This window comes from Pseudomonas sp. TMW22091 (genome assembly GCF_022496705.1).
Lineage (GTDB): Bacteria > Pseudomonadota > Gammaproteobacteria > Pseudomonadales > Pseudomonadaceae > Aquipseudomonas > Aquipseudomonas saxonica.
On record NZ_SCFI01000011.1, the window covers coordinates 126,287 to 146,196 of the forward strand.

The window sequence follows — 19,910 nt, forward strand, 5'->3', positions numbered from 1 at the left end:
TGTTGTAACAGTTACATTCTTGGCTCGTGCGGTCTGACCCTATAAACATCCTTGTACGCGGGCTCAGTAGCTCTTTATAAAAACAGGGTGCAGCAATGAACAGTATTCACTTCAACCACGTCATCAATCTCAGCCATTCCATCACGACATCGATTCCTCTTTGGCCCAATGATCCTGAGGTGCACTTTGAGTTGTTAGCCTCCCATGAGCAGGACGCTTATTACCTTCGCCGTTTCAGCATGGGCGAGCACAGCGCAACTCACATGAATGCGCCGAATACGTTTTATCCGGATGGCATTGCTATAGATGGCTATTCCCCCGAGTCACTGGTGCGGCCTGCGGTTGTGATTGATGTGCAAGACAAGGCGCTGGAAAACGCTGATTATGTGATCACTGTTGAAGATGTTATGAACTGGGAGCACGTACATGGCCCTATTGAGGCGGGATCAATTGTCGTCTTCTATACCGGCTGGCAAGGCCTCTGGCACGACCCCGAACAGTTCATGAATGAGGACGAGCAGGGTCTGCATTTCCCCGGTGTAGGGGCCGGGGCTGCACAGTTTTTGTTGGATGAGCGTCGTATAGCAGGTATTGGAATTGATACGCATGGCGTTGATCCGGGTCAGGACACCACCTTTGCCAGTAACCACTTGGTGTTGGCCAAGGCGGGTATCATTCTTGAGTGCCTTACCCGGTTAGACCAACTGCCTCCTAAAGGGAGCACGCTAGTTATCGGCCTCTTGAGTCTGGAGGCTGGTTCCGGTTCACCTGTCAGTGTGCTGGCGTTCGTGCCCTGATAGGTGACGACCGCGTCCTCGCCTGTTTTCGCCTTGCCTAACCTTCACTCGAAAACAATTCGTGCAGAACCTGGGTTTTAGCAGCGCCCCAATCAGTCCCCTCTCCCTCTGGGAGAGGGCTAGGGTGAGGGTGCTTCTAGTATTCGCGATGCAGCTGGTCCAACAAACGATCTTTGTCTTCCCACAGCCGATTGATCCAGCTTTGGAACGCCAATCGGTATTCGGCATCCTGATCGTAGTTTTTACCCAAAAACTCATTCGGGATTTGTAGCTCTTCAAACACCACAACCACGTCCTTCACATTGCCACACAGCAAGTCCCAATACCCCGGACGCCCGCCCGGGTAGTGAATCGTCACGTTGACGATGGACTTCAACTGTTCACCCATCGCATCCAGCACAAAAGCGATACCTCCGGCCTTTGGCTTGAGCAGGTAGCGAAACGGTGACTGCTGTTGCGCGTGTTTGCCCTCGGTAAATCGCGTGCCTTCGACGAAGTTGAAAATGGCGACGGACTGATTTTTAAACTTGGCACAGGTTTTACGCGTGGTCGCCAGGTCGGCGCCTTTCTTCTCGGGGTGTTTGGCTAAATAGGCCTTGGAGTAGCGCTTCATAAACGGGAAGCCCAGTGCCCACCATGCCAGACCGATCACCGGCACCCAGATCAGCTCTTGTTTAAGGAAGAACTTGAGCGGGCGAATACGTTTGTTGAGCACGTATTGCAGCACCATGATGTCGACCCAGCTCTGGTGGTTGCTGGTCACGAGGTAGGAGTGCTCATAGTCCAGGCCTTCGAGGCCTTTGATGTGCCAACGGGTTTTACGGATCAAGTCCATCCAGCGCGAGTTATTGCTGACCCATGCTTCGTGAATACGCCGCATCAACTCGTCTGTCACCCGCTGCGCGGCCGGGAAGGGCAGGCACAGCTTGAAAATGGCAACGATGAACAGCGGCGTGCAGCACACGATGGTGTTGATCGCCAGCAACAGCGATGCAATAACGCCACGAACTGGCGCAGGCAGAGAATCCAGCATTTACACATCCATTGGTCGGTTGGCGGCTTGAATTGCCGTAAGGGCGATGGTGTAGACGATGTCGTCTACCTGGGCGCCGCGAGGCAGGTCGTTAACCGGTTTGCGCAGGCCTTGTAACATCGGCCCCAGGCTGACGCAATCAGCACTGCGTTGCACGGCCTTGAGCGTGGTATTGCCGGTGTTCAGGTCGGGAAACACGAACACTGTGGCCCGACCCGCCACTTGGCTGTTCGGGGCCAGTTGCCTGGCTATCTTGTCGTTGGCGGCGGCGTCGTATTGCAAGGGGCCGTCGATCAATAAGGCATGCTGGGCTTCGTGGGCCAGTAAGGTCGCTTCGCGCACTTTTTCGACCTCTTCGCCGCTGGCTGAGTCGCCGCTGGAGTAACTGATCATGGCCACGCGCGGAGTGATCCCGAACGCTGCGGCAGAGTCGGCGCTTTGCAGGGCAATTTCGGCCAGTTCCGTGGCCGACGGGTGCGGGTTCATGATGCAGTCGCCGTAAACCAGTACTTGCTCCGGGAACAGCATAAAGAACACCGACGACACCAGTGTGCAGCCGGGTGCGGTTTTAATCAGCTGCAGGGCCGGGCGAATGGTGTTGGCCGTTGAGTGCACGACACCCGATACCAGCCCGTCGACCTCGTCCAGCGCCAGCATCATGGTGCCAATCACTACCGGGTCTTCGAGTTGCTGCTCGGCCATTGGGGCGTTAATGCTTTTGCTCTTGCGCAGCGCCACCATCGGTTCTACGTAGCGTTCGCGAATCAGATCCGGGTCCAGAATTTCCAGGCCTTCAGGCAGCTCGAAGCCATGCGCCTTGGCCACCGCGTGAACGTCTTCAGGCTTTGCCAGCAAGACACAGCGAGCAATCCCGCGGGCATGACAAATAGCCGCCGCTTGCACGGTTAGCGGCTCATTGCCCTCGGGCAGCACGATCCGTTTATTGGCTTGCTGGGCGCGCTGTATCAGTTGGTAGCGGAACACCGCCGGGGTCAGGCGCATTTCTCGCGGCGTGCCACAGCGCTGATGCAGCCAGTTGGCGTCCAGATGACTGGCAACAAAGTCAGTGATGATCTGTGCCCGCTCGCGGTCATCAATGGGGATCTCCTTGTTTAACTGATTAAGCTGGTTGGCCGTGTCATAAGAACCGGTGCTCACCGACAGTACCGGCAGACCCGCTTGTAAGGCTCCGCGGCAGAGCTCCATCAAACGTGGGTCAGGAGTGGTGCCACTGGTCAGCAGCAAGCCGGCCAGCGGAACGCCGTTCATCGCCGCCAGGCTAACGGCGAGGATAATGTCGTCTCTATCACCGGGGGTCACCACCAGTACACCGGGTTTAAGCAGTTGCAGGGTGTTGAGCACGGTGCGCGCGCACAGGATGATTTTGGACATGCGCCGCGTTTCATAGTCCCCGGCGTTCAGCACCTGCGCGCCGAGCAATTCGGCCACGTCGCGGGTGCGTGGGGCATTGAGTTCAGGCTGGTAGGGAATACAGCCCAGCAGCTTGAAATCACCACTGCGCAGCAACGGAGAGTGCTCTTTGAGGCGCGCTGCAAACACGTCCATGCTTTCGTCGGTGCGCACTTTATTGAGGATGACACCCAGAACCTTCGGGTCTTTAGGGCCGCCAAACAACTGAGCCTGCAACTCAACGCGGCCCGAAAGCTCGGTCAGTACCTCGTTTTCAGGGGCCGAGACCAAAATCACTTCGGCATCCAGACTCTTGGCCAGGTGAAGGTTAACGCGTGCGGCATAACTGGCGGTGCGGGTGGGCACCATGCCTTCAACGATCAGCACATCTTTGCCGATGGCCGCCTCTTGATAAAGGCTGATAATTTCTTCGAGCAGTTCATCCAGCTGGCCATCCCCAAGCATGCGCTCCACGTGGGCCAAACCCAAAGGCGTAGGCGGTTTGAGGCCGTGGGTGCGAGCGATGAGTTCGGTCGAGCGCTCGGGGCCGACGTCGCCGGGATGAGGCTGGGCAATCGGTTTGAAAAAACCGACTTTCAAACCCGCGCGCTCCAGTGTGCGAACCAGACCAAGGCTGATAGAGGTCAAGCCAACACCAAAGTCAGTGGGGGCGATAAAGAAAGTTTGCATGCGAGCTTCCTGACGTGGCAGTACTCAGGCAACACCTTTGAATCGGGGGCGTGTGTCTGAGTCAATTGTGAAGATTAGCGCTATCTGCCGCTTGAGCACACCAGCCGCAGGCAAAGGGCTGACCTATTTTTTTACGTCGTAGTTCAGCGTCAAGTACCCAAGGGCGTGATTGCCACGGTGGTTGGTGTCGATGATGCTGAGTGTGGCCGCAAGAAAGGACGGCAACCCAATGTTGCTCCTCGTCCTGGTGCCAGCCAATGATCATTGATGTTTTCAAAATTATCCGTTGGTCTTGGTTGTGTTCGCTTTCGGGCGTTTGCTTGGTTAGACTTGCGCACTCTTTATTATTTTGCAAAAGGTCTCGCCCCATGACGATCGCCACCAACAAGGCAGTCTCCATCGAATATACCCTGACCAACGACGCTGGTGAGGTCATCGACAGCTCTGCTGGCGGTGCTCCACTGGTTTACCTGCAAGGCGCAGGTAACATCATTCCAGGTCTGGAAAAGGCACTGGAAGGCAAGGCTGTTGGCGATGAGCTGGACGTGACCGTTGAACCGGAAGACGCTTACGGCGAATACTCTGCCGAGCTGGTCAGCACCTTGAGCGCAAGCATGTTCGAAGGCGTTGATGTACTGGAAGTGGGCATGCAGTTCCACGCTTCTGGGCCGGACGGCCAAATGCAGATCGTGACCATCCGTGATCTGGATGGCGACGACGTGACTGTAGACGGCAACCACCCGTTGGCAGGCCAGCGTCTGAACTTCAAGGTCAAGGTTGTTGCAGTACGTGACGCCAGCGAAGAAGAACAGGCTCACGGCCACGTTCACGGTGAAGGCGGTCATCAGCACTGATAAGTGCTGCTACGCTCATTTGTGAGCTAGCCAGAAAAGGGCGCCTACGGGCGCCTTTTTTATTTTTGGTCATTACAGCAATCGGCAATCGTGCGATTGTTTGAATGTTGAGATGGGAATTGTGGAGTCGGTCATGAGTGCTTTTCACGAACTTACCTTAGAGGCGCTGGATGGCGAGCCTCTGCCTCTGAGTACCTTTAACGGCAAGGTGGTGCTGGTGGTGAATGTCGCCTCCAAGTGTGGTTTGACCCCGCAGTACGCCGCACTGGAAAACCTCTACCAGCAATACAAGGACAAGGGTTTCAGCGTTCTGGGCGTGCCTTGCAACCAGTTCGCAGGTCAGGAACCAGGAACCGAGCAGGAAATTCAGGAATTCTGCAGCCTCAATTACGGGGTGACGTTCCCCTTGAGCAGCAAACTGGAGGTCAACGGGCCTGATCGTCATCAGCTGTACCGTTTGCTGGCTGGCGAAGGCGCCGAGTTCCCGGGCGACATTACCTGGAATTTCGAGAAGTTTTTGATGGGCAAGGACGGTCGGGTGCTGGCGCGCTTTTCGCCTCGTACGGCGCCCGATGAACCGTCGGTCATTCAAGCCATTGAAAAAGCGCTGGCCTAAGGCGCTATGTGGGCCGGTACTTCCACTGCATCGGCCTCACGATGGCAGGCGCGCCGTAATTGAGTTTCAAATTGCTCAATACTCTGCGCCCAGCCCTGACGACTGGCGTGTTTACGGGCATTGAGGCGTATGGTGCGCAAGGTCTCCGGAGCTTCCAGCAACCAGCAGGCGGCTTCGATCCAGGCATCTTCATCACCCGGCATGGCCAATACACCGCTGTAGCCATGGCGGATGTGCTGCCCGGCTGCGGCTTCGTCATAGGCCACCACACCCAGCCCTGATGCTTGCGCTTCAAGCACCCCGTTGCCAAAGGTCTCGGACAAGCTGGGAAATAAAAACACATCAGCGCTGGCGTAATGATTGGCCAACGCTTCACCACTTTGTACCCCGCAAAACAGGGCTTCTGGCAGAGAGGCTTCCAGCGTGACGCGTTTCGATCCTTCGCCAACCACAATCAACTTGAATCGTCGTGAGGGGTAGCGAGTTTGAAGCGCATCAAGAGCAGGCCTGAGGGCGTGCAGATTTTTTTCCGGGGCCAAGCGGCCCACATAGAGCAAGGCTATGTCGTTTTCCCGCAGGCCCCAGCTTTGACGCAATGCTGTTTGCCGTCGGCAGGGATTGAACAACTGGCTGTCGACACCTCGAGAGAGCAGTTCCAGGCGATCAAATTGACGCCGTGCCAGCTCAACGCGCTGGCTGGCGCTGGGTACCAGGGTCAAGACCGAGCGGTTATGGAACCAGCGTAAATAATGCGTCAGCGAACGGGAAAACAGGCCGAGACCGTGTTGGTTCACGTACTGCTGAAAGTTGGTATGGAAACCGCTGACGACAGCGATACCCAAACGCCGGGCTACGCGCAGGGCACATAATCCCAGCGGCCCTTCGGTGGCAATGTACACAACGTCCGGGCGCTGTTGTTGCCAGCGCCTGCTCAGGCGTTGTGTTGAGGTCATGCCCCATTGCAGGCCCGGATAACCCGGTAGAGGCCAGCCTCTGCACAACATGAGTTCGGGAGTGCTGCGCTGGCGGCCATCGTCCGGTTGGCGTGGGCGTACCAGTTCTACGAAATGTTGGCGTGCGCGCAAACCTTCGAACAAATGGCCAAGGGTATTGGCCACGCCATTGATTTCGGGAGCGAAGGTGTCGCTGATCAGTGTTATATGCAGGGCTGTCGTCATGGTTCCAGTATCGGCTGGAGCCATGACGAAGCTGTTTCATCGACATGATGGATTGATGAAACTGTCAGCTGCGGCTTGAGGCAGCCAATGCGTCTTCACCGCGTTCTCTGACCCAGAACAACGTGGCACCTGCAACGGCAGCAGGCATCATCAGGATGTTGACCACTGGAATGAGCAGCACCAGATACACAACGCCGCCGAAGCTCATGCTCTGCCAGCGTTTTTCGCGCAACCAGGCGAGCATTTCGTTCCAGCCCAACTTGTGGTTGTCCGCCGGGTAGTCAATGTACTGAATGGCCATCATCCAGATCCCGAAAATCAGCCACAGAGGGGCTGCAATCAGGTTGAGTACCGGGATAAATGACAGGATCAGCAAGGCAATGGCCCGGGGCAGAAAGTAGCCCAGTTTGCGCATTTCACGTGCCAGCGTCCGCGGCACCATCGCCACCAGTTCGCCCCAGCTGAAGGGGGGAGCAGTGTCGGCACCGCGCACGACCGCTTCGACTTTTTCCGAGAGAAAGCCGTTGAAAGGGGCCGCAATGATATTGGCCAGCATGGTGAAGGTAAAAAACACCATCAAGGCGACCAGTACTACAAACAAAGGCCACAGCACGTAATTGAGAAAGCTCAGCCAGCTGGGCAGCGTGGGCATCAGGGTATCGACCCACAGGCTGAACTGATGGCCAGCGAAGTAGATCAGTCCGACGAACAGCACCAGGTTAATCAGCAATGGCAGGAGTACAAACAGGCGAAGTCCGGGGCTGAGGACTAACGTCAACCCTTCACGCAGGTACTGCGGGCCAGAAAGAACGGGGGCGGGCATAGTGTGCTCCGAGCAGTGATAAACGGGGCGACCTTAGCGGCTTTATCTGTAGGACGAAAGCCTTGAGTCAGGATCGACAATTACTGTAACAAAGACGTTGAAACGTCACGTTGACTGCATAGAGACCTGCTATGAGCTGGATTGTTATTGCGTATTTCCTTACTCTCTGCGGCCTCTATACGCTGCACCTACTTTTCCAGGATCTGCGGATTTCAGGCACAGCCTGAGCAGATATGCGGTTTTTTTTTATTCCCGCCGCCAAAGCGGCGTTCCGACCCGGTGTTGATACGGGCGGTCATAGGAGTGAGTCATGTCTGAAGTACGTCATTCGCGAGTGATTATTCTGGGTTCCGGCCCTGCCGGCTACAGCGCCGCTGTCTACGCGGCCCGTGCCAACCTCAAGCCACTGTTGATTACAGGCATGCAGGCGGGCGGTCAATTGACCACGACCACTGAAGTCGACAACTGGCCGGGTGATGTTCACGGCCTGACCGGCCCTGTTTTGATGGAGCGTATGCGTGAGCACGCCGAGCGTTTCGAAACGGAAATCGTGTTTGATCACATCAACGCTGTTGATCTGAAAAATAAACCGTTCAGCCTGACCGGCGACAGCGGCACCTACACCTGTGACGCGCTGATCATTGCCACGGGCGCCAGCGCTCGTTACTTGGGCCTGCCATCTGAAGAAGCGTTCATGGGCAAAGGCGTTTCAGCCTGTGCGACCTGTGACGGTTTCTTCTACCGCAACAAGCCGGTAGCCGTGGTCGGTGGTGGTAACACCGCTGTTGAAGAGGCTTTGTACCTGGCCAATATCGCCAGCAAAGTGACGTTGGTTCACCGTCGCGAAACTTTCCGCGCCGAGAAAATCCTGATCGACAAGCTCAACGCCCGCGTGGCCGAAGGCAAGATCGAGCTTAAGCTGAACGCGACACTGGATGAAGTGTTGGGCGACAACATGGGTGTTACCGGCGCTCGTCTGAAAAACAACGACGGCAGCTTCGATGAACTGAAAGTCGATGGTGTGTTCATTGCCATCGGTCACACCCCGAACACCTCGTTGTTCGAAGGCCAGTTGGAGCTTAAAGACGGCTATCTGGTTGTGCAGGGCGGTCGTGAAGGCAACGCTACGGCCACCAGCATCGAAGGTGTGTTTGCAGCGGGTGACGTGGCGGACCACGTTTACCGTCAAGCCATCACCTCGGCAGGTGCCGGTTGCATGGCAGCGTTGGACACCGAGCGCTACCTGGACGGTTTGCAGAACGCCGAATTCAAGTAAGCGTCAGTCAAAAAAAACCGGCTTCGGCCGGTTTTTTTATGTTTGGAAGAAAAGTGGCCTTGGCTAATGACGTGTAGCCGCTGCCGAAGGCTGCGATCGAGTGCGAAGCGGTCGCAAAAGGGGCCACCGTGTTGTTCTGGTTTTGCGACGGCTGCGCCGCCGATCGCAGCCTCGCAGAGCTCGACAGCTGCTACGAGGGCATAGATTCAGGCTTTACGCGTCAACGGCTGAGCGTCAAATTTAACCCCAGCCAAGCCGTGGGCAATCAAAGCACGAATATTGCTGTGATCAGTGCCTTCAGGGGTCGCCAGCACTGAGCGGTAGTGCTCGCCAAAAGCCAGCAAGGCCTCTTGATCACTCAAGCCTTCCAGCAATGCCATGCCTAATGTTTTGCACGAACCTTCATTTTGCCCGGCTGCGTTTTCAACGCCGCCGTTGCTGAACGCTTGCGGCTGGTACTCATAGTTCGCGGCAATAAAGGCCAGCGTGTCCGCGAACAGGTGTTCGCCGCTGATGAGGCTGGCGCGCAGGGTATTCAAATCAGTCATGCTTTTTTCCTTGGGCAAACGCTTGGGTTTGTTCGGCGCTTGCTTCTTTCTGGTAGAGGGATTTCCACTCGGCGTACGGCATGCCGTACACCGCTTCACGGGCGTCATCGAGGCTCAACTCAATGTGACGCTCGTCTGCTTCGGCCTTATACCACTTGGACAGGCAATTGCGGCAAAACCCGGCGAGGTTCATCAGATCGATATTTTGCACATCCTTGCGGCTGTCCAAGTGCGCGACGAGGCGACGGAAGGCGGCGGCTTCGAGTTCCAGTTGTTCTTGGGGCGTCATGTTGATTCTCGCTGGATAGTGAATAGGGGGTGACGCAGCAGCACGCTGCACGTTTCAAGCTGCAAGCCAAAGCCGGTTCTGTCGGTCTCTTGCCGCTTAGCGGCTAGCTGCTAGCGTAATCGACACCGATTCGGCAAAGCGCAAGGCATGCGGTTTGTCGACCTCGACTTCGGCATACAGCACGGCCGTGTTGGTCATCACCAGGTCCAGTAACTCTTGGGTCAGGCGCTCCAGCAGGGCGAAGCGGTTTTCTTCGACGTGTTGAATCACCGCTTTGGTGATGGTGCGGTAGTTCAATGCGTGATCGATATCGTTATCGCGCACTGCTTCTTGAGCGGCGTAAAGGATGGTGAGGTTGATCAGCACATCCTGCTTGTTGAGGATTTCGTCTTCGTTGATCCCGATATAAGTGCGCAGGCACAGGTCCTTGACGCGGATGCGGGCCATTCCTGGCTGAAGTTGAGGCATTACGACTTGCTCCGTCCAATCAATTGCAGGAACTCCATGCGGGTGCTCGGCTCGCGGAAGGCGCCAAGCATCACCGAAGTGTTCATGGTCGAATTCTGTTTCTCTACGCCGCGCATCATCATGCACATGTGCTTGGCCTCAATCACTACGGCGACGCCGGCTGCCTGAGTGATGCCCTGAATGGCGTCGGCTATTTCCCGGGTGAGGTTTTCCTGGATTTGCAATCGGCGGGCAAACATGTCGACGATGCGAGCAACTTTCGACAGGCCCAGCACCTTCCCGGTGGGGATATAGGCCACATGGGCCTTGCCAATAAACGGCAGCAAATGGTGCTCGCATAGCGAGTACAGCTCGATATTGGCGACGATCACCATTTCATCGCTGTCTGAGGCGAAGAGGGCGCCATTGACGATGTCGTCGACGCTCTGTGTATAGCCGTGACACAGGTATTGCATGGCTTTGGCGGCGCGTTTTGGGGTGTCGAGCAGGCCTTCGCGGTCGGGGTCTTCGCCAAGACCCACTAGAATCTCGCGGTATTGCTCAGGCAGGGTGGTGCTCATGGAAAGGCTTCCTCGCGGACGACTTACTTAAGGTGTCGTCCGCCGTTGACAGTCAAAGTGGTGCCGGTCACATACAGGTTATCCAGCAGGTAGCGCAGGCTTTGGTAAATCACCTTGGCGCCGGGTTCGATACCCAGTGCAGACTTGGCCAAGGCGTTGACGCGGTATGCCGCGTCATCGTCGGGGTTAAACATCAGCAAGGCGGGAGCAATGCCGTTGACTTTAATGTGTGGCGCCAGTTTGGCGGCGAACGACAGGGTCAGGCTGTCGAGCCCGGCCTTGGTGGCGCAATAGGCAATGTGCTTACTGCTGCCCTTGCGCGTGACATCGTCGCTGATATGGACGATGTCAGCCGGGGTGGAGCGCATCAGCAATTCGCTGCAGTGCAAGTTGATCAAATAGGGCGCGAGCATATGCACGCTGAACATCTGGGTGAACGCGCTGAGTTCTGTGCCCGGTGTTTCAGCCAGCCAGGCTGAAGCGTTATGCACAATTGCACGCAGGCAATCGGTGTGGTTTTTGAGTCGTTGAATGAAGTCGAGAATGCCGGCTTGGCTTGAAAAGTCGCCAAACAGGGCAATAGCACCGAGTTCGCGCAGCCTCTGTACACCGGGTTTTTCACTGCGATAGCTGAAAATAACAGGATGGCCGTCAGCCAGCAGTTGCTGGGCGCAATGCAGGCCAACGCGTTGGCCTGCGCCAGTTATCAAAATGGGTGCAGATGAGGGTGTCATCTAGAACTCTGTGTAGGTAAGACGCAAGCGGTTCCGGCGTAATGGCAAAACTATAGCAGCCTGTACGCCGTTACAGCCAAGCCCGCGTTTATAAACGATGGCTTGCGATTGAATGTCGCGAGGCTTTATTGGGCGTACTCAGCAGCCAACTGGCCAGCAGATGCGTTGAAAGTGGAATAAACAGATATACCATCAAAGGGGTCAGGGCCAGTGTGCTCACAAAGACCCGAGGCAATAAGCTCAACTCGCTCAGTAATGGGCCCAAAACGAAGTTGAAAATCAATGACACGGGGAAAAAGGCCAGCCAGATCGCAACGGCTTGCTTCCAGCGTGGCGGCCGTTGCCCGGCAGCGCCGAACCACCCGTCAATACCGCTGACTCGCTGTTCAGAAGGGTGGGCAAACAGGTCGCTGCCGCGCAGTAACCATGACTTGCGCGAGACGGAGTGCTCCCATGCCTGCAAAGTGGTTTCATCGGCAAAGCGAAAAATAATTTGAAATTCGTCATCGCCAGGAGGCGGAGCCAATACACCGGAACCCAGGTAACCGGGGAAGTCCGTGGCCAATTGTTCGCCCTCGTGTAGCCAGGCGATCAGTTCCTGATAGCGGCCTTTGGTGACACGGCGCGCAACGAGCAAGGTGACAGGGGAGGTAGACATTGTGTATCTCCATGAGGCTGATGCTGTCCGGGTAGGTCAGGCATAAAACACAGCGCCGGGGTGATGGGCTGTGTCCTTAAAAACAAGCAAGGTTTGTTCCTTAATAGCCCTAAGGCTTGGGGAGCGATAAAACCCCACAACGCGTAGAATGCCTCATCCCCTTAATATACGTGCCTGCCCAATGCCCGTAATGACTGATGTCGAGCCCCTTTCAGTGACTGAATCCGGCGCTGAATCGAACGGTTTATTCCCGATTAGAGAAGTGTCTCGTCTCACCGGCATCAACCCGGTGACGTTGCGTGCCTGGGAGCGGCGTTATGGCTTTATCGAGCCAAAACGCACCAATAGTGGGCACAGGCTGTATTCCGTGACCGATATTGAAACAGTACGCCGCGTACAAGGCTGGATTGAACGGGGTGTGTCGGTCAGCAAGGTGGGTGAGTTGCTCGCTCGCGGCACGCCTGCCATTTCGCGGCATGAGGGGGTTCAGTCAACTGAATACCGCGAATGGCAGCTACAGATCAGCGCAGCGCTCAGCGCATTCAATGAGGCGCAACTGGAGCGTCTGTACGGGCAGATTTTTTCCAGCTACCCACCTGAAGTCGCGTTTCAAGACATTCTGATGCCGCTATGGCATCAGCTTTTCAAAACGCGGGATGAGTTTGGCCGCACAAGTGAGTGGCTGCTGCTGGATGGATTTTTGCGGGGGAGGGTGCAGCATCGTCTGCAATTTCAGTTACAGGTGGCTCCCGCATCCACGTGTGTCGTGGTGGTTGCGCTTGCCGACTTGTGTCGCGAGCTGGAGTTGTTGGTCGCAGGTCTACTGCTCAGCCGCGCAGACCGTGTCATCCGCGTGTTACCGATGGGGCAGCCGTTGGATGAGCTGGCTCTGGTCTGTGAAAAAATCCAGCCCGCTGCCGTGGTTGTGTTTGCCCAGCGTGCGTTAACCACCGCTCACCATCGACGTCTGCTGAAGCTGGCGCAAACCCTGGACTGTTCAACCTTGTTGGCGGGCGAGGCTGCGAATGTCGCCCAGCCTGCGCTGAACGACTCCTCTATTGGCTGCCTGGGTCATGACGCCCGCTTGATGAATCAAAGGCTGGATGCCGAACTCAAAGGGCACGTGGCTTTTTAGGCCCGATCAGGCGTGCAGGGCGGGGTGTGCGAGGCGATGCTGTTGCAGGATGAACTGGCGCAAGCGCTCGGTTTCGTCCACATCGCGCTGACTGAGACGGTAGGCATAGAAGCCTTCTTCGGTTTTGCGTTCTAACGTGGCGCGAACGGCGATGCGCTCATAGCCGGTGGGGCTGAACCACTGGGAAAATTGGCGAGGCGGGCGCCTGTTGTTGCGTACATCAACCAGCAGCCCCTTGAATGAAACCTCTGTAATCCACAAATACCCGGGCCTTGCCCGAACGTCCTCCAGCGCCACCGGCTCAGCCAGTGTCAGGCGCCAGGGGCGAATCACCGGTCCTTCTTCGAAAATACTCGGTGCGCCCAACTGCAAGTGTTGAGCATGAAATTCATCCTCCACCAGGCGCAGGGGAAAACTCATTTTCTGATCGGCAACCTGAGCCTGAATGGTGACGTGTTCATGGGCGGCCAGACGGGTCAGAAGGTCGCGCACTTGCGTGCCCCCCTTAACCGTGAGGCTCGACAACACGTCCCGCGGATTAAGCAGCGGGTTTTGATGCACCGATTGAATAAAGTCCAACTCATCCTGAGTCAGAAGGGTCTCGTAAGACATGTCTGGCTCTAATTTTCACTGAGGCAACAGGGATCGTAGTCGTAAGACCGCTAAATCGGCGATTGGTTTAAACCATTTGTCATTTTTAATGCTTCAAGTTCGGCTTTGACCTCTGCCAGTTCCAGTTCGAGTTGCTGAACCTTGTTCTGGGCTTTTACCTGTTGGGTGACATCTTTTTGCACCCCAATGAAGTAGGTGAGTTGATCGGCCTCGTTAAACACCGGGGTGATCGACAGCTCATTCCAGAAATGTGAACCATCCTTGCGGTAATTGCGCAGGATCTGGCGCGTCGGCAAGCCGCTTTCAATTGCTTCGCGAATCAGTTGCAGGCCAATTTGATCGCGGTCCCCGGCCTGCAAAAACCGGCAGTCCTGATACAGAATGTCATCACGGCTGTACCCGGTCAGGGCTTCAAATGACTTGTTCACATAAATAAGGATGTTGTCTTCGCCCTCTTGCTCGGCGACTACAATGCCGTCTTGAGAGGCGTCGACCATGCGTTGTAACAAGCGAGCGTTGATCATCGTGCGGGTCTCCGAAGGTGTACGCGAATAGTAAGGCATGACCGAAAGCGCCGTCTCACCTGTTAAGATTGCGGCCTTTAAGTCTGTTACAGGATCAGTTAGATGAAAGTAGCCATCCTTTGTGGTTCGGTGTACGGCACCGCTGAAGAAGTTGCGCGCAACGCCAAACAACTGCTGACCGCTGCCAAATGCGAGGTATTGCTCAACACGCGTGCCACGCTGGCGGATGTACAGGCATTTGCCCCTGATGCTTTTTTAGCCGTGACGTCGACCACTGGTATGGGTGAGCTGCCGGACAACCTGATGCCGTTGTACTGTGCCATTCGTGACGTGCTGCCCGCCGCTTGGCGCGGCCTGCCCGGCGCCGTGATTGCACTGGGAGACGAGAGCTACGGCGACACGTTCTGCGGCGGTGGCGAGCAAATGCTTGAGCTGTTCGCCGAGCTGGGTCTGCGCGAAGTGCAGCCCATGCTGCAACTGGACTCCAGCGTCACGGTCACCCCGGAAAGCGATTCTGAACCTTGGGTTGAAGAATTCATCCGGGCACTGACGCAGTAACGGGTCGTTCACGCAGCAGTTCAAGCCAGGCTTGGGCTGCACGTGACAAATAGGCGCCATCGCGCCAGATAAAAGCAATATCCCAGCGCAAATAGTCGGGTGCTACCAGCTTCAGACGCACGACGCCCGGTCGCACCAATGCGCGAGCGACCACACTGGGTAGCAGCACCACGCCCTGACCTGCGGCTACCAAGGCAACCAAAAAATCCGATTGCCCGCTGCGGCCGCCTTCTTTGGGCGTGAACCCCAGTTGTTGGCAGGCGAGCAAAAGACGGTCGTTCAGTACAAAGCTGCGCTGATAAAGCAAAAAGGGCGTTTCAGCCAGTTGCTCAAGACGTACGCTGCCTCCCTGCGCCAGCGGATGATCAGCCGGTAGCAACGCGTCCAGCGGCTCATCACAAAAAGGCTGAGAGGCAAACAACGGATTCTTCGGTGTCAGACTGCCGCCCAGCTCCAGCTCACCACTTAAAACCGACTTCTCAATGTTCAGACTGCCTCCTTCAAGCAGACTCAACTGGATATTCGGATAACGTCGGCGGTACTCGGCTATCAGGCTGGCAAACAAGGTGCTGCTGCCCAGCAATGGCAAGCCAAGGCGCAACTCGCCCCGGGTCAAATGGGTTAAATCATCGAGCTCGCTAAGCAGTTCGTTGTGCAGGCGCAGCATGGTGTTGGCGCGTTCTAGCACCACGCTGCCCGCCGCGGTCAGACGTACATGCGAACCCAGTCGGTCGAACAGCGGCGTCCCCAGGCTATGTTCCAGTTGCGCGACCTGTTTGCTGACGGCGGACTGGCTGATATGCAGTGAATGGGCCGCTTGAGTGAAGCCACCCATCAGGGCGACTTCAACAAATGTACGCAGGTGTTTGAATTCCATGTGTGTGATTCCGTTTTGGAATGGCTTGCAGTCTAACAATTCGTTTTCGGGATGGAAGGGCTGTCTTTAAACTGCAGTCCAGTCTGCGATGGAAACAACATGAAACGCTTCGATGTGAAACATGTGGCAAGGGTTGTCAGTGAAATGGCCGTGTTGCTGGCCATTTACTTTATCGGCTGTCAAATAGTGGCAGCACTGCACATGCCGATACCGGGTGGCGTAATTGGCATGGCCTTATTGCTCCTGGCCTTCGCCACAGGCTGGGTCAACCCGGCAACCCTGCAATTGGGTGCAGGTGTGTTAATGACCGAAATGCTCCTGTTTTTTATTCCTGCACTCATGAGCCTGCTCGATTACGGCACGCTGGTGCGCACAGAAGGCTGGCGCATCTTGCTGGTTATCGGGGTGAGCACGTTGTTGGTTATGGTGGTGACTGCCTTTACGGTGGAAGCGGTGTGCCGCTGGAGGTTGCGTCATGACGCTTGAATGGATGCCCGTGTTCTGGTTGTTGCTCACGCTGGCTGCGTATGGCTTCAGCCGCTGGATATACCGCCGTACCGGGCGCTACCTGCTGTCGCCGCTGATTCTGGTGCCGGCACTATTGCTGGCGGTGGCTGTGCCGATGCACACCGCGTATGCCGAGTACTCCGCCGATACTCATTGGCTGATGCTGGTATTGGGGCCGGTCACCGTCGCGTTCGCCGTGCCCATCTGGCAACAACGTCAGTTGTTGGCGCGCCACTGGATGGCCTTGTTGCTGGGAATGCTGGCAGGCAGCGCGGCGTCCATCGGCAGTTCATTCTGGCTAGCCAAGGCGCTGGCGCTGGACACCTCGCTGGCGATGTCACTGGTGCCGCGTTCCATCACCACACCCTTTGCCATGCCGATGGCGCAAAACCTGGGCGGTGTGCCGGAGCTCACGGCCGTATTTGTGATGTTTACCGGCGTGTTCGGTGCCTTGCTCGGCGGTATCTTGCTCAAGTGGCTGCCGCTGCGCAGTAGCTTGGCGCGTGGTGCCCTGTTTGGTATCGGCGCTCACGGGGCGGGTGTCAGTCGTGCCCGTGAAGTGGGCAGCGAAGAAGGCTCAGTGGCGGGCTTGGTCATGGTACTGACCGGCATTCTCAACCTCTTCGCAGCACCGCTATTGATGAAGCTTTTGTAAGGCACGAGGCGCTCGCCCAACGTCACCTTCGGCACCTGCCAAGGGTGTTGCATGCCCGGTATTTATTTCAGGCATAAAAAAGGCCGCTGCAAGGCAGCGGCCAAAGAAGACGTTCATCAAGGAGCTACAAATCAACGTCAGGGTAAAAATGTCTCGCAGAGTCACTGCGACTCGATGCGTGTACCAGCATAGCTGCTGGAAAGTTCGACAAGCATAAAACCTCAACTCATGCAGAGTAAGCCTGCTTTGCGACAATCACTTTTACAGCTTCGGCAATAGTTTTTTCATGCTTCGAAGGCTCTGGAACAAGGCTTTTGCAACTCACAGAGCGCCCAATAACTATGTACTGCATAGCGCAGGGGCAGTGCAGGTTGAATGCGTGGCTACAGGGTTTCTTTCGGCAGACTTCATCGCAGCAAGACGCTGGATGGGCCGGGAGCAATGACAGGAGCTACAGCATGAAAAAACTGGATAATTCTATATTCGACTCGCACGACTTCACCCTTAAACCCAGCCCGAAAGTCGTAGAGCGGGCGCGTGACTTTCTCAATCAGCAACTGCAGACCTATGCAATCGACTGTGAAAGCCTTCATATCAATACCGTGAAAGACATCGTCGAACTTCGTGTAGTCTTCAGCCAGACCTTGCTGGATCTTGGCATGGATACCTTGGAGTGGGGCATGGTGCAATCATTCGATGATTGGCTGACCGGGGTGTTCTCGGAAGACTGGACATTCGAAGACCGCTATCGGATAAAAAAACCGTCGCTGGAGCATATCGAAATAATCATGAACGACCTGCTCGATGCCGCCAAGTACGAGTGGATGGTGTGATGCCATCAACCCCTAACCAGGCTCATAACCCATCCGCCAACTGACGGCCTGGCTCGCAGCCAACAGCTGTTTGGCTGCGGGTCCATGTTCATCGGCGTGAAACAGCGAGGCCGGGCCAACAACGGTCAATACGCCCGCGACTTGGCCGGTGGCATCAAAGACAGGAGCCGAGAGCGCATCAACGCCGGGCATCAGCAAACCGTTAACAAAGTGCAGCCCGCGCTGGCGAATCTGCTCACTCAGCGCCGCATAGGCAGCGGGTGTTTGCAGAGGGTGAACCTGCTCACTTCTTAGTTCCTGCTCGCGCAACCCGGCGGTTTCGCGGTCGGGTAAAAACGCATTGAACACAAGGCCTGTGGATGAACTCAGCAAGGGCAAAACCGACCCCGGCTTGGTCACCACTGTGACAGCGCGAACGGCAGCCTCAATGTGTACCACGGTCGCACCTTGATTACCCCACACCGCCAAAAAGCAGGTTTCGTTCAAGTGGTCGCGTAATTGGGCCAGGGGCAGGGCCGCTGCTTTCAGTACATCCATGCTGTTCAGTGCAGCCAACCCTACGCGCAAGGCCTCTCGACCCAGGCCGTAATGATTGGTGGCCACATTCTGCTCGGCAAAGCCACTGGCAATCAGCGCCTGTAAATAGCGATGCACTTTGCTTGCGGGCATTTGCACGTGTTCGGCCAAGCGCGACAGCGAGGTCGACGGTGACAGCTGTGCCAAGGCCTTGAGGATGTCGGTACCCACCTCGGCGGAGCGCACTTTTTGCTTGCCTGTGCTGTCGTTGCTGTTGCGGGGCTTTTCCATGGGGGCGCTGTTACCTCGGGACGGGAGGGCGTCTTTATAGCTTGACGCTTAAAAGCAATCAAATTACGTTATGCGTAATTTGATTACGATAAAAATAACCCAGTGACGCTCTGGCAGTTGCATTGCCGGCTGCAGTCTCTGCTTTCTCCATTTTGGAGGCTCCATGAATCTCGACCCGCCTGCGTCAGCTTTGGCCTATCAGTCCGGTTTTGGCAACGAATTCAGCAGTGAAGCACTGCCCGGCGCCCTGCCGATTGGTCAGAACTCCCCGCAAAAAGTCCCCTACGGTCTGTACGCCGAGTTGCTGTCGGGTACTGCGTTTACCATGGCGCGCAGCGAGTCGCGGCGAACATGGATGTATCGCATCAAGCCGTCCGCCAATCACCCTGCATTTATCAAGTTGGAGCGGCAATTAGCGGGCGGAGTATTGGGGGCTGCCACACCCAACCGTTTGCGCTGGAATCCACTCCCTGTTCCAGAAGAACCTACAGATTTCATCGATGGTCTGGTGGCGATGGTTGCCAACAGCAGCCCGGAAAAGCCCGCCGGCATCAGCATCTATAACTACCGTGCCAACACATCGATGCAGCGCGTGTTCTTCGACGCCGATGGTGAACTGCTGCTGGTGCCCGAGCACGGCCGTTTGCGGATTGCAACCGAGTTGGGCTGTCTGGACCTTGAACCGCTGGAAATTGCCGTGATCCCGCGCGGTATGAAATTTCGGGTTGAACTGCTCGACCCGAGCGCCCGTGGCTACGTGGCCGAGAATCATGGCGCACCGCTGCGCCTGCCCGACCTGGGGCCGATCGGCAGCAACGGTCTGGCTAACCCTCGGGACTTTCTGGCGCCGGTTGCCTGTTACGAAGACGGCCAGCAAAGCACCCGGCTGGTACAGAAATTTCTGGGTGAGCTGTGGGGCTGTGAGCTGGACCACTCGCCTCTGAACGTGGTCGCGTGGCATGGCAACAACGTGCCCTACAAATATGACCTGCGTCGCTTCAACACCTTGGGCACGGTCAGCTTCGACCACCCCGACCCGTCGATCTTCACCGTCTTGACCTCGCCCACCAGCGTGCCGGGCCTGGCCAATCTCGACTTCGTGATCTTCCCGCCGCGCTGGATGGTGGCTGAAAATACATTCAGGCCCCCGTGGTTCCATCGCAACCTGATGAACGAATACATGGGCCTGATTCAGGGCAGCTACGACGCCAAAGCAGAAGGCTTTCTGCCCGGTGGCGCCTCGCTGCACAGTTGTATGAGCGCCCACGGTCCGGACGCCGAAACCTGTACCAAAGCCATTGCAGCCGACCTGCAACCGAGCAAGATCGACAACACCATGGCCTTTATGTTCGAGACCAGCCAAGTGTTGCGCCCCAGCCGGTTCGCCCTTGAGTGCCCGCAATTGCAAACCAGTTATGACGCGTGCTGGGCCTCGTTGCCTGCAACCTTCAACCCGAATCGGAGATAA

At 56.4% G+C, this 19,910-nt stretch carries 25 protein-coding genes; 10 read left to right on the forward strand and 15 right to left on the reverse strand.

All coding sequences use genetic code 11. From position 1 onward, the window contains the following. Positions 1-95 precede the first annotated feature (95 nt). On the forward strand, positions 96-797 hold the full coding sequence (locus EQV93_RS18760; RefSeq protein ID WP_240892156.1) for a cyclase family protein: 702 nt from the start codon (positions 96-98) through the stop codon (positions 795-797). 136 nt (positions 798-933) lie between these two features. Here the strand turns inward: EQV93_RS18760 and EQV93_RS18765 are convergent, their stop codons facing one another. The 3 genes from EQV93_RS18765 to EQV93_RS18775 all read right to left on the reverse strand — a co-directional run bounded on the left by EQV93_RS18765 (position 934) and on the right by EQV93_RS18775 (position 4,330). After that, positions 934-1,830, reverse strand: coding sequence for an acyltransferase (locus tag EQV93_RS18765; RefSeq protein ID WP_146385416.1), 897 nt, complete (start codon positions 1,828-1,830; stop codon positions 934-936). Next, on the reverse strand, positions 1,831-3,930 hold the full coding sequence (gene pta, locus EQV93_RS18770; protein WP_240892157.1) for a phosphate acetyltransferase: 2,100 nt from the start codon (positions 3,928-3,930) through the stop codon (positions 1,831-1,833). 61 nt (positions 3,931-3,991) lie between these two features. Further along, complete coding sequence (locus tag EQV93_RS18775) at positions 3,992-4,330, reverse strand: DUF3565 domain-containing protein (protein WP_122786491.1); 339 nt, start codon at positions 4,328-4,330, stop codon at positions 3,992-3,994. Between EQV93_RS18775 and EQV93_RS18780 the strand changes: the two genes are divergently transcribed. Next, positions 4,299-4,784, forward strand: a complete 486-nt coding sequence (locus tag EQV93_RS18780; RefSeq protein WP_240892158.1) for an FKBP-type peptidyl-prolyl cis-trans isomerase — start codon at positions 4,299-4,301, stop codon at positions 4,782-4,784. The two genes, EQV93_RS18775 and EQV93_RS18780, sit on opposite strands and share 32 nt — an antisense overlap. 133 nt (positions 4,785-4,917) lie before the next feature. Then, on the forward strand, positions 4,918-5,400 hold the full coding sequence (locus tag EQV93_RS18785) for a glutathione peroxidase (protein WP_122786420.1): 483 nt from the start codon (positions 4,918-4,920) through the stop codon (positions 5,398-5,400). Here the strand turns inward: EQV93_RS18785 and EQV93_RS18790 are convergent. Continuing rightward, positions 5,397-6,602, reverse strand: coding sequence for a glycosyltransferase family 4 protein (locus EQV93_RS18790; RefSeq protein WP_146385410.1), 1,206 nt, complete (start codon positions 6,600-6,602; stop codon positions 5,397-5,399). The genes EQV93_RS18785 and EQV93_RS18790 overlap by 4 nt on opposite strands. 40 nt (positions 6,603-6,642) lie before the next feature. Then, positions 6,643-7,401, reverse strand: coding sequence for a sulfate transporter CysZ (cysZ, locus tag EQV93_RS18795; RefSeq protein ID WP_240892159.1), 759 nt, complete (start codon positions 7,399-7,401; stop codon positions 6,643-6,645). 310 nt (positions 7,402-7,711) lie between these two features. On the opposite strand from cysZ, the gene trxB reads away from it, so the two are divergent. Continuing rightward, positions 7,712-8,677: a thioredoxin-disulfide reductase gene (gene trxB, locus EQV93_RS18800; RefSeq protein ID WP_122786423.1), complete on the forward strand. Its 966-nt coding sequence runs from the start codon at positions 7,712-7,714 to the stop codon at positions 8,675-8,677. A gap of 206 nt (positions 8,678-8,883) precedes the next feature. Here trxB and EQV93_RS18805 read toward each other — a convergent pair whose 3' ends face one another. The 6 genes from EQV93_RS18805 to EQV93_RS18830 form a co-directional block, all read right to left on the reverse strand. After that, positions 8,884-9,225, reverse strand: coding sequence for a HopJ type III effector protein (locus tag EQV93_RS18805; protein ID WP_122786424.1), 342 nt, complete (start codon positions 9,223-9,225; stop codon positions 8,884-8,886). Beyond that, on the reverse strand, positions 9,218-9,514 hold the full coding sequence (locus EQV93_RS18810) for a DUF1244 domain-containing protein (protein WP_146426632.1): 297 nt from the start codon (positions 9,512-9,514) through the stop codon (positions 9,218-9,220). Before EQV93_RS18810 ends, EQV93_RS18805 begins: the two co-directional genes overlap by 8 nt. A gap of 96 nt (positions 9,515-9,610) precedes the next feature. Next, complete coding sequence (folX, locus tag EQV93_RS18815) at positions 9,611-9,982, reverse strand: dihydroneopterin triphosphate 2'-epimerase (RefSeq protein WP_122786426.1); 372 nt, start codon at positions 9,980-9,982, stop codon at positions 9,611-9,613. Next, the gene (gene folE / locus EQV93_RS18820; RefSeq protein ID WP_122786427.1) at positions 9,982-10,542 is read right to left on the reverse strand and encodes a GTP cyclohydrolase I FolE; all 561 of its coding nucleotides are present in this window, start codon (positions 10,540-10,542) and stop codon (positions 9,982-9,984) included. The genes folX and folE overlap by 1 nt, the downstream gene beginning before the upstream one ends. Positions 10,543-10,565: 23 nt before the next feature. Continuing rightward, positions 10,566-11,276: a dihydromonapterin reductase gene (gene folM, locus EQV93_RS18825; protein WP_146385408.1), complete on the reverse strand. Its 711-nt coding sequence runs from the start codon at positions 11,274-11,276 to the stop codon at positions 10,566-10,568. 88 nt (positions 11,277-11,364) lie between these two features. Continuing rightward, a complete protein-coding gene (locus tag EQV93_RS18830) occupies positions 11,365-11,934 on the reverse strand; it encodes an antibiotic biosynthesis monooxygenase (protein WP_146385406.1) in 570 nt (189 codons plus the stop codon). Positions 11,935-12,115: 181 nt separating this feature from the next. On the opposite strand from EQV93_RS18830, the gene EQV93_RS18835 reads away from it, so the two are divergent. Next, positions 12,116-13,069: a MerR family transcriptional regulator gene (locus EQV93_RS18835; RefSeq protein ID WP_122786430.1), complete on the forward strand. Its 954-nt coding sequence runs from the start codon at positions 12,116-12,118 to the stop codon at positions 13,067-13,069. Between the two features lie 6 nt (positions 13,070-13,075). On the opposite strand, the gene EQV93_RS18840 is transcribed toward EQV93_RS18835, so the two are convergent. Both EQV93_RS18840 and EQV93_RS18845 read right to left on the reverse strand, forming a co-directional pair. Next, positions 13,076-13,681 (reverse strand): hypothetical protein, encoded by a 606-nt coding sequence (locus EQV93_RS18840; RefSeq protein ID WP_122786431.1) that lies wholly within the window; start codon positions 13,679-13,681, stop codon positions 13,076-13,078. Between the two features lie 50 nt (positions 13,682-13,731). After that, positions 13,732-14,205, reverse strand: coding sequence for a PAS domain-containing protein (locus EQV93_RS18845; RefSeq protein ID WP_122786432.1), 474 nt, complete (start codon positions 14,203-14,205; stop codon positions 13,732-13,734). Positions 14,206-14,307: 102 nt separating this feature from the next. On the opposite strand from EQV93_RS18845, the gene EQV93_RS18850 reads away from it, so the two are divergent. Then, on the forward strand, positions 14,308-14,763 hold the full coding sequence (locus EQV93_RS18850; RefSeq protein WP_240892160.1) for a flavodoxin: 456 nt from the start codon (positions 14,308-14,310) through the stop codon (positions 14,761-14,763). On the opposite strand, the gene EQV93_RS18855 is transcribed toward EQV93_RS18850, so the two are convergent. Continuing rightward, the gene (locus tag EQV93_RS18855; RefSeq protein ID WP_146426635.1) at positions 14,741-15,640 is read right to left on the reverse strand and encodes a LysR family transcriptional regulator; all 900 of its coding nucleotides are present in this window, start codon (positions 15,638-15,640) and stop codon (positions 14,741-14,743) included. The two genes, EQV93_RS18850 and EQV93_RS18855, sit on opposite strands and share 23 nt — an antisense overlap. Before the next feature lie 99 nt (positions 15,641-15,739). Here EQV93_RS18855 and EQV93_RS18860 point away from each other — a divergent pair, with 99 nt between their 5' ends. The 3 genes from EQV93_RS18860 (at position 15,740) to EQV93_RS18870 (ending at position 17,635) form a co-directional block, all read left to right on the forward strand. Further along, entirely contained in the window at positions 15,740-16,126 is a 387-nt protein-coding gene (locus tag EQV93_RS18860; RefSeq protein WP_122786435.1) for a CidA/LrgA family protein, read from the forward strand. After that, complete coding sequence (locus EQV93_RS18865; protein ID WP_240892161.1) at positions 16,116-16,802, forward strand: LrgB family protein; 687 nt, start codon at positions 16,116-16,118, stop codon at positions 16,800-16,802. The genes EQV93_RS18860 and EQV93_RS18865 overlap by 11 nt, the downstream gene beginning before the upstream one ends. A 458-nt stretch (positions 16,803-17,260) precedes the next feature. After that, positions 17,261-17,635: a hypothetical protein gene (locus tag EQV93_RS18870; RefSeq protein ID WP_122786437.1), complete on the forward strand. Its 375-nt coding sequence runs from the start codon at positions 17,261-17,263 to the stop codon at positions 17,633-17,635. A 12-nt stretch (positions 17,636-17,647) separates the two neighbouring features. On the opposite strand, the gene EQV93_RS18875 is transcribed toward EQV93_RS18870, so the two are convergent. After that, complete coding sequence (locus tag EQV93_RS18875; RefSeq protein ID WP_146385402.1) at positions 17,648-18,442, reverse strand: IclR family transcriptional regulator; 795 nt, start codon at positions 18,440-18,442, stop codon at positions 17,648-17,650. Between the two features lie 163 nt (positions 18,443-18,605). On the opposite strand from EQV93_RS18875, the gene hmgA reads away from it, so the two are divergent. Further along, positions 18,606-19,910, forward strand: a complete 1,305-nt coding sequence (gene hmgA / locus EQV93_RS18880; RefSeq protein ID WP_240892162.1) for a homogentisate 1,2-dioxygenase — start codon at positions 18,606-18,608, stop codon at positions 19,908-19,910.